Origin of the sequence: Helicobacter pylori (genome assembly GCF_003636935.1) — a bacterium.
Taxonomy (GTDB): domain Bacteria; phylum Campylobacterota; class Campylobacteria; order Campylobacterales; family Helicobacteraceae; genus Helicobacter; species Helicobacter pylori_CH.
The window spans coordinates 102,752-117,602 of sequence record NZ_MVVH01000002.1; the positions used below are offsets into that span (position 1 = coordinate 102,752).

10 protein-coding genes are annotated in these 14,851 nt (G+C 38.6%); 5 read left to right on the top strand and 5 right to left on the bottom strand.

Annotated features, from left to right (window positions below):
* Positions 1 to 10 precede the first annotated feature (10 nt).
* From tkt to EAL87_RS02080, 3 genes are read left to right on the top strand one after another with little or no spacing between them, the layout of a single operon-like run.
* On the top strand, positions 11 to 1,936 hold the full coding sequence (gene tkt / locus EAL87_RS02070; RefSeq protein ID WP_120912773.1) for a transketolase: 1,926 nt from the start codon (positions 11 to 13) through the stop codon (positions 1,934 to 1,936).
* A complete protein-coding gene (gene addB, locus EAL87_RS02075; RefSeq protein WP_120912774.1) occupies positions 1,933 to 4,269 on the top strand; it encodes an ATP-dependent deoxyribonuclease AddB in 2,337 nt (778 codons plus the stop codon). The genes tkt and addB overlap by 4 nt, the downstream gene beginning before the upstream one ends.
* On the top strand, positions 4,266 to 6,836 hold the full coding sequence (locus EAL87_RS02080) for a DNA translocase FtsK (RefSeq protein ID WP_162972532.1): 2,571 nt from the start codon (positions 4,266 to 4,268) through the stop codon (positions 6,834 to 6,836). The genes addB and EAL87_RS02080 overlap by 4 nt, the downstream gene beginning before the upstream one ends.
* On the opposite strand, the gene EAL87_RS08200 is transcribed toward EAL87_RS02080, so the two are convergent.
* Positions 6,802 to 6,993, bottom strand: a complete 192-nt coding sequence (locus EAL87_RS08200) for a hypothetical protein (RefSeq protein WP_120912775.1) — start codon at positions 6,991 to 6,993, stop codon at positions 6,802 to 6,804. The two genes, EAL87_RS02080 and EAL87_RS08200, sit on opposite strands and share 35 nt — an antisense overlap.
* Before the next feature lie 102 nt (positions 6,994 to 7,095).
* On the opposite strand from EAL87_RS08200, the gene EAL87_RS02090 reads away from it, so the two are divergent.
* Together EAL87_RS02090 and EAL87_RS02095 are read left to right on the top strand one after the other, a co-directional pair.
* Positions 7,096 to 8,382 (top strand): MFS transporter, encoded by a 1,287-nt coding sequence (locus EAL87_RS02090; RefSeq protein WP_120912776.1) that lies wholly within the window; start codon positions 7,096 to 7,098, stop codon positions 8,380 to 8,382.
* 53 nt (positions 8,383 to 8,435) lie between these two features.
* Positions 8,436 to 9,245 carry a flagellar hook-basal body protein gene (locus EAL87_RS02095; protein WP_120912777.1) on the top strand — a complete coding sequence of 270 codons (810 nt, stop codon included), beginning with the start codon at positions 8,436 to 8,438 and terminating at the stop codon, positions 9,243 to 9,245.
* 296 nt (positions 9,246 to 9,541) lie between these two features.
* Here EAL87_RS02095 and EAL87_RS02105 read toward each other — a convergent pair whose 3' ends face one another.
* The 4 genes from EAL87_RS02105 to lepA all read right to left on the bottom strand — a co-directional run bounded on the left by EAL87_RS02105 (position 9,542) and on the right by lepA (position 14,841).
* Positions 9,542 to 9,679, bottom strand: a complete 138-nt coding sequence (locus EAL87_RS02105; protein WP_205584682.1) for a hypothetical protein — start codon at positions 9,677 to 9,679, stop codon at positions 9,542 to 9,544.
* 36 nt (positions 9,680 to 9,715) lie between these two features.
* Positions 9,716 to 11,914, bottom strand: coding sequence for an AAA family ATPase (locus tag EAL87_RS02110; RefSeq protein WP_120912778.1), 2,199 nt, complete (start codon positions 11,912 to 11,914; stop codon positions 9,716 to 9,718).
* A gap of 363 nt (positions 11,915 to 12,277) precedes the next feature.
* Positions 12,278 to 13,036: a protein NO VEIN domain-containing protein gene (locus EAL87_RS02115; RefSeq protein ID WP_120912779.1), complete on the bottom strand. Its 759-nt coding sequence runs from the start codon at positions 13,034 to 13,036 to the stop codon at positions 12,278 to 12,280.
* A 14-nt stretch (positions 13,037 to 13,050) separates the two neighbouring features.
* Positions 13,051 to 14,841, bottom strand: a complete 1,791-nt coding sequence (lepA, locus tag EAL87_RS02120; protein WP_120912877.1) for a translation elongation factor 4 — start codon at positions 14,839 to 14,841, stop codon at positions 13,051 to 13,053.
* Between the last annotated feature and the right edge of the window lie 10 nt (positions 14,842 to 14,851).

A 14,851-nucleotide genomic window follows, 5' to 3' on the forward strand; every position in this document is an offset into this window, starting at 1 on the left:
GAAAAATTTGATGCGATTGAGTAACGCTGACTTAGAACGATTAAAAAGCATGGCGAATGCGCTTCGCTTTTTGTGTGCGGACATGATAGATAAGGCTAATAGCGGGCATCCGGGCGTGTGCTTGGGGCTAGCTGATGTGATGGTGGTTTTAAGCTTGCACCTTAACCTAAATCCCACCAACCCTAAATGGCTCAATAGGGACAGATTGGTTTTTAGCGGAGGGCATGCGAGCGCGTTAGCGTATAGTTTGTTGCATTTGTGGGGCTTTGATTTGAGTTTAGAAGATTTAAAGCGTTTCAGGCAATTACACTCTAAAACCCCAGGACACCCCGAATTGCACCACACCGAAGGCATTGAGATCACCACAGGCCCTTTAGGGCAAGGTTTTGCTAACGCTGTGGGTTTTAGCATGGCGAGCCAATACGCTCAAAACCTTTTGGATAAAGAAGCCATTTCTCATAAAGTCTATTGCTTGTGTGGGGATGGGGATTTGCAAGAAGGCATTAGTTATGAGAGCGCTTCTTTAGCCGGGCATCTTCGCCTTGATAACCTCATCGTGATTTATGACAGCAACCAGATCAGCATTGAAGGCGCTATTGATATTAGTTTTAGCGAACAGGTTAAAACGCGTTTTTTAGCGCAAAATTGGGAAGTGCTAGAATGCGATGGGCATGACTATCAAGCCATTAATAACGCTTTAGAAGAAGCCAAAAAATCCACCAAACCCACGCTTTTAATCGCTCATACGATTATTGGTAAAGGGGCTATTGGCTTAGAGGGGAGTGAAAAAACGCATGGCTCGCCTTTAAATAAAGAAGTGTTAAAACAATCCAAAGAAAACGCTCAAATCAATCCTGATGAAAGCTTTATCATTAGCCCAAAAAACAAAATGCATTTTGAAGAAGTGAAAGTTAGGGGCGTTAGTTTAGAAGCCTTATGGGAAAAATCCCTAAGCCCTAAAATAAAAGAAAAGATCCATGCGTTAAAGAATTTTGATTTTAACGCCATCCATTACCCCACCTTTAAAAAAGGCGAATCTCTAGCCACGAGAGTGAGTAACGGCATGATTTTAAACGCTATCGCTAAAGAATGCGAAGGCTTTTTAGGGGGGAGCGCGGATTTAGCCCCCTCTAATAACACGCAGTTAAAATACTCTGGCGATTTCCCTTTAGGGCAAAACTTGCATTTTGGGATCAGAGAGCATGCCATGGGGGCTATCACTAACGCTTTAGCGGCGTATGGTTTGTTGGTGCCTTTTTGCGCGACCTTTTTTGTGTTTAGCGATTATTTAATGCCCAGCATTCGTTTGAGCGCTTTAATGAAACTGAAAGCCCTTTTCATTTTTACGCATGACAGCATTGGTGTGGGCGAAGACGGGGCGACGCACCAGCCCATAGAGCAATTGAGCCATTTACGCGCTTTGCCCAACTTCTATGCTTTCAGGCCTAGCGATGCTTTTGAAAATACGGCTTGCATGCAAATAGCGTTAAATTTGAACGCTCCTAGCGCTTTTATTTTATCGCGCCAGAATTTACCCGTGCTAGATGAGGTTTCTAAAGAGCAGGTTTTAAAAGGGGCGTATGTTAAATATGATGCTAAAGATCCCATTATCACGCTCGTTGCGAGCGGGAGCGAAGTCTCTTTGGCTTTAGAGAGCGCTAAAATTTTAGAGCGAGAAAATATCCCCACTCAAGTGGTGAGCGCGCCTTGCTTTGATTTGTTGATAGAGCAAGATGAAAGCTATCTTAAAGAACTCTTTAAGGGTAAAGTCTTAGTGATTGAAGCGAGCCGCGCGATAGAGTGGTATCGTTTTGCGGATAAAATCATTGGCATGGATTCTTTTGGGAGCTCAGCAAAGGGCGATAAACTCTTTGAAGAATTTGGCTTTAGCGTTGAAAATGTTACCGCTCAAGCTAAAGGGTTGCTCAACGCATGAATTTAGAAAAACTTTTTTTAGAAAAAACCCCCCTATTTGTTTTTAGCTCCACCAGGCGTTTAAAGCATTTCTATTTAGAGCAAGGCGAAGGGTTTTTGCCTAGCGCGATGAGCATGGGGAGTTTTTTTGAACAGGCTTTTTACATCCCCAATAAAAAGAAAATCCCTAACAGCGTGCGCCAAATTCTAATGATAGACACCATTAAAGCCATCGCTAAAGAAAAAAAATCCATTCTTGAAGGGCTTTTGCTTTTTGAAAACAGCTTTTTAGGGTATTTGGAAAGCACTTCTTTTTTGTTTGATTTGTTTGATGAATTGAGTTCTGCTTGTATCAAGCTCAATGAACTTTCTTCTAAAGACATTTACTTGGATTATGAAAAGCATTTAGAAGTCTTAGAAATGATTTATGATCGCTACATTAAAAAGCTAGAAAAATTAGGCTTTTATGACAAAATCATGCAAGAAAAGCCCGCCATTTTAAAAGAATTTTTTGAGCATTTTTCCTCCATTGAATGGCATTTAGACGGCTTTATGAGCGTTTTTGAAAGGCAATGCCTATTAGAAGTGGCCGAATTAGTGCCTATCACTTTACACTTATCTTGCGACAAATACAACCAAAAATTCTTGGAATTTCTCAATCTCAAATTAGAAACAGATTGCGATTATTCCATTGATTTTAAAACCCAAAAGATCTTTTCTCAAACTTTTAATGATCAAAAAATAGAGCCAAAGCTTTATGCCAACTCCAGTTATTTGAAACAAAGCGCTTTAGTTTTACAAACCATAGAAGAATATTTGCAAAAAGATAACGACCCTAATAAAATGGCGATCATCACGCCCAATGCGGATTTTTTGCCTTTTTTAAAACTCTTAGACCAAAACAACAATTTGAATTTCGCTATGGGATTAGGGGCTAAAAACAGCCCTTATTATACAGAGCTTGTAAAAATCTTAGAAGATTTACAAACAAGCGATTGTAATTTAAGCGAGTCTGCGTTATTGGATTTAGAAAATCTCACCCTTGCGCTTTTAGAACAACAAAGCTCTAAAGAAAAAGCGCCCTTGAAAGAAGTGCATTCTCAAATCATGCACCAGTATCATCTTTTAAAAGACACGCTTCAAAACTACAGCCTTAAAGATTTATTGCATTTGTATTTGCAAGAGTTTGAAGCCAATTTCCGCTTAGACGATTCTAGTGGGGGCAAAATACGAGTCATGGACACTTTAGAGACAAGGGGCATGCAATTTGATAAAATCGTTATTGTAGATTTTAATGAAACTTGTGTGCCAAGCCTTAAAGATTGCGATTTGTTTTTAAACTCTGCTTTAAGGAAATCGCTTAACCTCCCCACTTTATTGGATAAGAAAAATTTGCAAAAACACTATTACTACCAGCTCTTTAAAAACTCTAAAGAAATAGCACTTTCTTATGTAGAGAGCGAAACTTCAAAAGTTTCTAACATGCTTTTGGAATTGGATTTGCATATAGCGCCTATCAAAGACGCTTACACGCTTTTTGCACCAACCCCCTTAAAAGACTACCAAGAAGAAGAAATCAAAGCCGCTATCCCTAAAGATTTTAGCTTTAGCGCTAGCTCATTAAACGCTTTTTTAACTTGCAAGCGCCGTTTTTACTACCACTACATGAAGCGATTCAAAGAAAGCCCTAAAGATAAAAGCAATAGCGCTGTGGGCAGTTTGCTCCATGAGTTATTGAAAGAAGCTTATGAAAAAGACAAAAACCCCTATGCGTTAGAAGAAAGGCTCATTCAGTTATTAGAAAAAAAAGAAAACATTACCCCTAAAGAGCGTTTAGACGCTCTTGTAGTGCTCAAAAAAATCCAGGCTTTTTATCTTAAAGAAAAAGAACGCTTTAATGCAAAAATCAAAATCCTTGATCTTGAAAAAAGCTTTGAAACGATTATTCAAGGCGTTGTTTTTAAGGGGCGTATAGACAGGATTGACAAAACGGCTGACAATGAGATTATTTTATTGGATTACAAATTCAAAAACGATTTGAAATTAGACAACATGAGCAAAACACAAAGAGAAGGCTTAAGCCCCATAGAAATCGCTCAAATCAGCACCGATTACCAAATGGCCATCTATGCGTTTGCCCTTAAAAATCTGGGTTACAAAGAGCCTATAAAAGCCTTTTTTTATGATTTGAGAAAGAGCGAGTTACTAGAAGAAGACGAGCTTACTTTACAGGCTAAAATGAATCATTTAGAATTTTCTCTTATCCCCAAGCTCAAGCAAGAAATTGGTTTTGAAAAAACTTTAGAGGCTAAAGATTGTGAATATTGCTCTTTCAAAGACATGTGCAACCGATGAAATCTAAAAAACTTTATTTGGCTTTAATCATAGGGGTTTTATTAGCGTTTTTAACCCTATCTTCATGGCTGGGTAATAGCGGTTTAGTGGGGCGTTTTGGGGTGTGGTTTGCCGCAATCAATAAAAAATATTTTGGGTATCTTTCATTGATTAATTTACCCTATTTAGCGTGGGTTTTATTCCTTTTATACAAGACTAAAAACCCTTTTACAGAAATCGTTTTAGAAAAAACTTTAGGGCATCTATTAGGCATTTTATCTTTGCTCTTTTTGCAATCTAGCCTGTTGAATCAAGGGGAAATCGGCAACAGCGTGCGTTCGTTTTTACGCCCTTTTATAGGGGACTTTGGGCTTTATGCGCTTATAATGCTTATGGTAATTATTTCTTATTTGATTTTATTCAAACTGCCCCCTAAAAGCGTTTTTTATCCTTATATGAACAAAACACAAAGCCTTTTAAAAGAGGTTTATCAACAATGCTTACAGGCTTTTAACCTTGATTTTACCCTAAAAAAAGAGGGTTTTGAAAACGCCTCGCCAGATCTTCAAAAAAAAGAAACCCAAAACGACAAAGATAAAGAAAACCGCAAAGAAAACCCTATTGATGAAAGCCACAAAACCCCTAACGAAGAATCGTTTTTAGCGATCCCTACCCCCTATAACACGACTTTAAATGATTCAGAGCCGCAAGAAGGCTTGGTTCAAATTTCCCCTCACCCCCCTACCCATTACACCATTTACCCTAAAAGAAACCGATTTGATGATTTGACTAACCCCACTAACCCCCCTTTAAAAGAACCTAAGCAAGAAACTAAAGAAAGAGAACCCACACCCCAAAAAGAAACTCTTACGCCCACCACACTCAAACCTATCATGTCAGCACCCGTCATGCCCGCATCTGCACCCAACACAGAAAATGACAACAAAACACAAAACCACAACACCCCCAACCACCCTAAAAAAGAAGAAAGCCCACAAGAAAACGCGCAAGAAGAAATGATAGAAGAAACGATAAAAGAAAATATCAAAGAAGAAGAAAAAGAGGCACAAGACGCTCCAGGTTTTAGCCCAGTAACCCCCACCAGCGCTAAAAAACCCGTTATGGTTAAAGAATTGAGCGAAAATAAAGAGATATTAGACGGGTTGGATTATGGCGAAGTAGAAAAACCCAACAATTACGAGCTTCCCACCACGCAATTATTGAATGCGGTTTGTTTGAAGGACACTTCTTTAGACGAAAACGAGATTGATCAAAAAATCCAGGATTTATTGAGCAAACTGCGCACTTTTAAAATTGATGGCGATATTATCCGCACCTATTCAGGCCCTATTGTAACCACTTTTGAATTCCGTCCAGCCCCTAGCGTTAAGGTGAGCCGCATTTTAGGCTTGAGCGATGATTTAGCGATGACTTTATGCGCTGAATCCATCCGTATTCAAGCCCCTATCAAGGGTAAAGATGTCGTTGGCATTGAAATCCCTAACAGCCAAAGCCAAATTATTTATTTAAGAGAGATTTTAGAAAGCGAATTGTTTCAAAAATCCAGCTCGCCTCTAACTCTAGCTTTAGGCAAAGACATTGTGGGTAACCCTTTCATCACGGATTTAAAAAAGCTCCCCCATTTGCTCATCGCTGGCACGACAGGAAGCGGTAAGAGCGTGGGCGTGAATGCAATGATTTTATCCTTACTCTATAAAAACCCCCCTGATCAGCTCAAATTAGTGATGATCGATCCTAAAATGGTAGAATTTAGCATTTATGCAGACATCCCTCATTTGCTCACGCCCATTATCACCGACCCTAAAAAAGCTATTGGGGCTTTACAAAGCGTGGCTAAAGAAATGGAGCGACGGTATTCTTTAATGAGCGAATACAAGGTTAAAACCATTGATTCTTATAATGAACAAGCCCCAAACAATGGCGTTGAAGCGTTCCCCTATTTGATTGTGGTGATTGATGAATTAGCGGATTTGATGATGACAGGGGGCAAAGAAGCGGAAGTTCCTATCGCTAGAATCGCTCAAATGGGGCGAGCGAGCGGCTTGCACCTCATTGTAGCGACCCAACGCCCAAGCGTGGATGTCGTAACCGGCTTGATTAAAACCAATTTGCCTTCAAGGGTGAGTTTTAGGGTAGGCACTAAGATTGATTCTAAAGTGATTTTAGACACCGATGGGGCGCAAAGCTTGTTAGGAAGGGGCGATATGCTCTTTACCCCCCCAGGATCAAACGGGTTAGTGCGCTTGCATGCCCCCTTTGCCACTGAAGATGAAATCAAAAAGATCGTGGATTTTATTAAAGCCCAAAAAGAGGTGGAATACGATAAAGATTTCCTTTTAGAAGAATCGCGCATGCCTTTAGACACCCCTAACTATCAAGGCGATGACATTCTAGAAAGGGCTAAAGCGGTGATTTTAGAAAAAAAGATCACTTCTACGAGTTTTTTACAACGCCAATTAAAAATCGGCTACAACCAAGCCGCTACCATTACTGACGAATTAGAAGCTCAAGGCTTTTTATCCCCAAGAAACGCTAAAGGCAACAGAGAGATTTTGCAAAACTTTTAGGCTTTGTTTTCATTGGGTATTGGCAAACATTATTTTTAATTTTTAAAAAATTACCGCTTGCTTTTCGCAAACTCTTTATGATTGATTTTAAAAATGCCTTTGCGCATTTTTTAGATTTTATCACCAATCCTTTATTAAAAACAAAAACTTTTCTCAATGATACAAACGCCATAATCCTTTCATCGATTCATCAAATGTTATTGGTGTATTCCCTAACTCTTAGTAAAATCACCTAAAAATTTCATATTCAAGGATAGCCATGAACCCCCAAATCCAACCCGCCACCAAAAAACCCTTAAAATCCCTTTTAGCCGCTAGTTCAGGTAATTTAGTGGAATGGTATGACTTTTACGCTTATGCGTTCTTAGCGCCTTATTTCGCTAAGGAATTTACCCACACTAATGACCCCACTTTAGCGCTAATCTCAGCTTTTTTGGTTTTTATGCTAGGGTTTTTCATGCGCCCTTTGGGGAGTTTGTTTTTTGGTAAATTGGGGGATAAAAAGGGGCGTAAAACTTCTATGGTGTATTCCATTATCCTTATGGCGCTAGGCTCTTTCATGCTCGCATTGCTCCCCACTAAAGAAATCGTAGGGGAATGGGCGTTCTTGTTTTTATTATTGGCCAGGCTTTTACAGGGCTTTAGCGTGGGAGGCGAATATGGCGTGGTCGCTACTTATCTCTCTGAATTGGGCAAGAATGGCAAAAAAGGTTTTTATGGCTCTTTTCAATACGTAACTTTAGTTGGAGGGCAACTCTTAGCTATTTTTTCGCTCTTTATCGTTGAAAATATTTACACGCATGAGCAAATCAGCGCGTTCGCTTGGCGTTATTTATTCGCTTTAGGGGGTATATTAGCCCTACTCTCTCTTTTTTTAAGAAATATCATGGAAGAAACTATGGATAGTAAAACAACTTCCAAAACCACTATTAAAGAAGAAACCCAAAGAGGCAGCCTAAAGGAATTACTCCACCATAAAAAAGCCTTAATGATAGTCTTTGGGCTAACTATGGGAGGGAGTTTGTGTTTTTATACTTTTACGGTGTATTTAAAAATCTTTTTAACCAACAGCTCATCATTCAGCCCTAAAGAAAGCAGTTTTATCATGCTTTTAGCGCTCTCTTATTTCATCTTCTTACAACCCTTATGTGGGATGCTGGCTGATAAAATCAAACGCACCCAAATGCTGATGGTTTTTGCTATCACAGGGCTTATTGTAACGCCTGTTGTCTTTTATGGTATCAAGCATGCCACTAGCGTGTTTGAAGCCCTATTCTATGAAATGCTCGCATTGAGCAGCATGAGTTTTTACACTTGCATTGCTGGGGTCATTAAAGCGGAATTGTTCCCTGAACATGTGCGAGCGCTTGGCGTGGGTTTGGCCTATGCGATTGCGAATGCACTTTTTGGAGGGAGCGCGAGTTATGTAGCGTTAGAGTTCAAACAACATGGTTTTGAAGCGGGGTTTGTGGGCTATGTCATGTTGAGCATTATTATCTTTATGGTTATGGTTATCCTATTCCCTAAAAAAACCTATTTGGAATGAATCTGTTTTTATTTAATTTTTGCTATAATTTTTCCTTTTAAAAGGATGATTGCATGCAAAATGGGTATTATGCGGCCACAGGCGCTATGGCGACACAATTTAACCGCTTGGATTTAACCTCTAATAATTTAGCTAATTTAAACACCAACGGCTTTAAAAGAGACGATGCGATTACAGGCGATTTTTTAAGGCTTTACCAACAATACCGAGAGCAACTGCCTTTAGAAGATCAAACCAAAGCGAGCGCGAAGTATTTGAACCGCAATCTCAATCGTGTGCCTATTCTATCAGAAATCTATACGGATAAAAGCCTTGGCGCGTTTGAAGGAACGCATAACCCCCTAGATTTTGCCCTAACAAGCCCTAACCTCTATTTTGCGATACAAACTAATGAGGGAGTCGCTTATACCAGAGACGGGCATTTTAGCGTGGATAAAGACGGCTTTTTAGTAACTCTTAATGGCTTTAGGGTGCTTTCACGCTCTGGCTTGAACGAAAAAGGAGGGATCATGCTCATGCCTGACGCTGAAATTGAAGTTAATCAAAATGGCGGAATCACTTTTAGGGATAATGAAGCCCAAATTCAAGCGGGCGCGTTAGCTTTAGTGAGTTTTAGCGAACCTAAAAATCTTAAAAAAATAGGGCAAAACCTTTATATTTATCAAGGCGAAGGCGTCCATCAAGTCTCTGACTCTGGCGCATTAAGGCAATACATGCTAGAAAAAAGCAATGTCAATGCGGTGCGCGAGATGAGCGCGTTGATTGAAATCAACCGCTTTTTGGACATGTATTCCAAAGTGCTAAAAACCCACCAAGACGACATGAACGCTGAAGCGATCAACAAACTCGCTACAAAAGCTTAAGTTTTGGCGATTTTAAAATCCATAGGAGGGTTTTTACGATACCCTAACTCTCTAATAACGCTTTTTTAAAAGCCCTGTTAATCTTTTTTGTATAGGATTAGCCAAAAGAGTTTAAAGAATTAAATGCCTTTTCTTTTGTAATCGCTTGCAAAGTAGACGGTAACGCAAGCTTCTCTTTATTTCGTAGTTTATAGCCGCTGACTACTCAACGATAATTCAATTTTTAATTATTTCGCTTGTTGTTTAAAACGCTCTTTATTGTGGTATTCTGTAAGCAAACGCCCCCATTTTTCTTGTTATGGTTCTTGTGTCTTAAACTCGTTTGTGGTAGGATTGTTCCCATTAAGGCTTGAGACGCTATAGCCGTCTCTGTAATGGTTAGAGGGTGTCGACTTGGTCTTTAATTCCCTTAATGTTTTTATCGTCCCAATCAAGCTTTTTGATTATCCGCTTGATTATCAGCATTTATTTTAAGATAGAGCCATTCCAAAAGCTTGTAAAAATTTTCTTTCTGCTTCCACCAAACTAGGGTTTAAGAGCAAGTCATTCTTTAAAGCGTTGGTATAGGCGGTGTGTGAGCGAGAGCTTTTATTTTTTAAGTCCAATTTGATTTTATCCTTTTGGCTGAAACAATCTTCAATGTTTTTGAAATTTTTAAAACTATCATCGCAATCATTGAGTTTTAGAATGTTGAGCTTATTCTTTAATTCCTTATTCAACTCTTCGCATGCCTTACCCCTTGTATCCCCATCCACTAATAGCGTAGCGTTTGGCTCTTCTTCAGCCAAGGTTTCTAAAATTTGTTTCATTTGTGGCTTTTTTGATTCTTTTAAATCATCATTCCCTAGTCCGTTAACGGGTAAAAACACCATGTCTAAGGAGGTCTTTTTTTCTTGTTCATAGAGCAATTTAAACGCGCTCAAATAATTGTAATCGCTAATGCCTTCTACAAACAAAAGGCGATCGTTTTCATTGAGAATCTTATGGCTCACGCCTAAAGATTTTTTAATGGTTTTCAATGCCCCATTATCGCCCAAATCCACAGATGAAAAATGACGAATGCTAACGCTTTGCAAAGACTCTTCATTATGGCGTAAGACTCTCAATTCATTTAAATGATTCATATCCACTAAAAAGGGATCATGGGTTACCAAAACAAAAGTAACTCCCACTCTTTGCCCAAACTCTTTTAAAAATTTCCTACACTCTTTGCGAGTTGGCACAGAAAGGTTTGAACCCATTTCATCCATCAAAACAATGGCATCTTTTTTTAAGGAATTACCAAATAAAAGACCAAAAAACAAATTGAAAAACCATTTAAACCCATCGCTTTGATCGTCTAAATGCAACACTTCTTTTTGTTTGTTGGAATCTTTTTTAAAAAGCGATAGAGAAATATTGTGTAAGTCCAATCTAAAATCAAATAAATACGACCATTTTCGGTTTTGATCTTTTTGAAAATAAAGCCTGTTAAATCTATTGGTAATTTTAGAAATAACTTTTTCTTTGATCTCATCTTGCAATTGTGTCAAATAACCAATGTTTCCGCTCGCCTTTGAATAACTTTTCTTAACGCTTGATAAATTCACACCAATAGCTTTAAAAAACGCCCTAAAAAAGACACTTTTTTCCAATTCTTCTGGCTTGACAATCAAATCCTTATGTTTGAAACGCTTTTTGTTATCGTAGTAAATCACTTGAGGGAAGCGAGAGATTTTAGACACATCTATGGGTTCGCTATTCAATAAATCATCTACGCTTGTGTAAATTGCAGGTTGGTTATTAGAAACTTGTTCTAATTCATTGGTGGGTTCATCAGATTCTATTTTGAGAAAATCATTATCGTTGACAAAACGCCAGATAGTGATTTGAGAAAGTTCTAAATCAGACAAACTTCTGCAGTTGTAGTCGTCATTTTCAAGCCGCTCTTGAGCGATTGGGAGCAATTTTTCTTTGAAATTTTTAAGGATTTCATTTTTATCTTCTAGGGTTGTCTTTGCAGTTAAATCTTGAATCATTTTTTCTAACCAAGTGCTTTTAAACTTAGTTTTAAGATTATCGCAAAAATCACTCCTAAAATTTTGCACATTTTCTTCCCACAACGCCTCGCATAAATCTCTCATGTTAGAGATGACTTGAGAAGGCAATTCATTTTGAATGTTATTAGGGATGCAAGAGATGGTTTTATTATACCTATTGTATAGGTCTAACAATCTTCTCTCCTTTTCCTTTATGGGATCACCTATGAGATCATTTCGGTGTGGGTATAAACTTCGGCACTCTTCAATAGCCTTTTCATAAGACAACTTGTCTTCTTCGCTTAACAAATCATTGTTAAGGGCTTTATAGCAAACACCTTCAAGCAAATCAACCTTTGCAATACTCTCATCAAAAGTGATTTTTGAAGAACTATCTATGGTTAAAGTCATTTCATTTTGGAGTATTTTATCTTTAAGGGTGCTTAATTTTAAAGAACTTATCGATTCTTCATAACCCACATAATTAGGGGTGCAGTTTTTCTTAAATTCATTTACATGCTCGCTAAAACACCCTAAAGCTTTCAATAAATTGCTTTTACCGGTATTATTCTCACCAATAATGATGATCAATCCCCCTAACTTATCTGTGAAAGTGTGGTTTAAAAAAAGTTTGAACGCTTTAAACTCAATTTGTTGCTTAGGCTTATTATCTAGATCAAAACTATCAAATTCTTCAATAAAAATGTTTTTCTCTAAGCCAATATTTTTATAATTCTTAACCTCTAAATAGCGCGTGGTTACCTTTAAAGGCTCTGTAACCCCATCGTTACTATTATTGGGGGGGGGTAGCTTGCACCTTGTTTGTATTCTCTTCTTTTTTGTTGTTATAATGATTGCTCATGTGGATTTTTCCTTTCTTGGCTCGTTTTTAAGATAATTCAAGCGGATTTTCTCATCCGTCTCTCAAGCTTGGTTAAAACTCTTCATTATATCTAAATTTCCAACCATTACTACTAATTAGATTAAATGAACCCCACCTTTAATATAGTTATTTTATTTTATTTGCCCTATTAAGTGGTATTCTAAAATACTTTTTTGCTTCCTCTCGCATGCCTTAAATTCTAAATGCTTTAAGGGGTTAGCGATAGATAAAAGATAGGGTTTTTCACTCAAATTCAATACCACTACAAGCACATAATCATGGCTATACGCTTGCGCTTGATCGTATTCTTTTTGGGTCAATCTCAATGCCCCTTGCTTTTCTCTAATCCCCTTAACTTCCACTAAAAACGCCTGCTTGTTGGTTTGAATATAGAAGTCATACCCATCGCCAAAAAGACGCATGTCTTTTAAATGCCCACAAGAGAATATTTTGATGTTTTTATAGTGGTTTAAAAAATACAATTCGGCTTCTAAACCCGTTTCTTGCATGCTTTTATAGCGGGTTTTAAGGTAAGCGTTAGGGGTAATGCCTAAATCTTTGATTCCGTATTGTTCTTGCAAAAACAATTTCACAATATGGCTAAAACCTTTAGCATCTTCATCTTTAAACAAGCTATCAATCCATAATTTTCTATGGATATATGCATCGCCTTTTTGCCACCAACCTTTGCGTTTGTTAGGAAAAAAATAATCAAATAAATCCATGCGATTTTTGATAACACCAATCGTGTCAGCCAAGCCGATTTGGACGCAATATTCAAAAAAGGCGTTTTTAGTAGAAAAACCAAATTCTTTAATAAAATCATTATCAAATTTTGCTAAAGCATAGCCTATGAGATTTAAAATTTCATAGTTCTTATGTTTTGCCATAGAAGCTAAACGCCCTAATCAATCTTTAATATCGCTAAAAACGCTTCTTGGGGAAGCTCCACCTTACCGATAGCTTTCATGCGTTTCTTACCTTCTTTTTGCTTTTCTAAGAGTTTTCTTTTTCGTGTAATATCGCCCCCATAGCACTTAGCCGTTACATTCTTACCGACAGATTTGATCGTCTCTCTGGCGATGATTTTATTCCCCACGCTCGCTTGGATAGCGACTTCAAAAAGCTGTCTTGGGATAAGCTCTTTCATCGTTTCCACTAAAGCGCGCCCCTTTTCATACGCCTTGTTTTTATCTATAATGATAGAAAGCGCATCCACCACATCGCCTGCCACCCTCACATCTAACTTCACCAAATGAGCCTCTCTGTTTTCTATAGGCTCATAATCAAAGCTCGCATACCCTTTCGTGCAAGATTTGAGTTTGTCATAAAAATCCATCACAATTTCATTGCTCGGCAAGGAATAAGTGAGCATGACACGAGACTGGTTCAAATATTCCATTTTTTCTTGAATGCCTCTTTTATTGTTCAATAACTGCATTAAATTGCCCAAAAATTCACTCGGCGTGATGATTGTCGCTCTCACAAAAGGCTCTTTGATGCAAGCGATATGGTTTTCAGGGGGCAATTCGCTAGGGTTTTGAACGTATTTGATGCTATTATCCGTTAAATGCACTTCATACACCACCGTGGGAGCGGTAGCGATTAAGTTAAGGCCAAATTCCCTTTCCAGCCTTTCTTTGATCACTTCCATGTGCAACAACCCTAAAAAGCCCACCCTAAAGCCAAAGCCAAGCGCTACCGAGCTTTCAGGCTCAAAATTTAAAGCGCAATCGTTAAGCTGGAGTTTCAATAACGCCTCTCTTAAATCTTCAAACCGGTCCGTTTCTATAGGGTAAAGCCCCGCAAACACAAAGGGTTTAGCCGGCATAAAGCCTTCAATGGGTTTAGGGGTAGGGTTTTTAGCATCTGTGAGCGTATCGCCCACCGCAATATCAGTAACGCTCTTTAGCCCTAAACTCACAATGCCAATCTCACCGCATTCTAAACTTTTGGTGGGGATTTTTTTCAAAGGGTTAGGGTAATATAGCCCTAAAACGCCATGTCTTTTATCTGTTCCCATCACTAAAATTTCTTGCTCTGTGTTGATGCTCCCATCCATGATACGCACTAGCGCTAACGCCCCTAAATAATTGTCAAACCATGAATCATAAATGAGCGCTTTTAAAGCAGCGTTAGGATCACCGCTAGGGGCAGGAATGGTGGTAATGATTTTTTCTAACAAATCTTTAATGCCAAGCTTAGCTTTAGCGCTCACTTCATTAGCGCTAGAGCAATCAATCCCTATCGTGTCTTCTATATCCTGTTTGACTTCTAAAACATTCGCATTCGGCAAATCAATTTTATTGATCACCGGTAAAATCTCTAAATTGTTATCTAAAGCGATATAAGTGTTTGCAATGGTTTGCGCTTCCACGCCTTGAGTGGCATCCACCACCAATAACGCCCCTTCGCATGAACACAAAGAGCGAGACACTTCATAGCTAAAATCCACATGCCCTGGGGTGTCAATGAGGTTTAAAACGTAATCCTCCCCCTTAAAAGTGTAATTCAAACGCACGCTTTGAGCCTTAATCGTAATGCCCCTTTCTTTTTCAATATCCATCGTGTCCATCACCTGGCTTTTCATTTCTCTGTTACTGATAGCGTTGCATTCAGCGATTAAGCAATCCGCTAAAGTGCTTTTACCATGGTCAATGTGAGCGATAATGGAAAAATTGCGGATATTCTTCATTGGTGTAGGC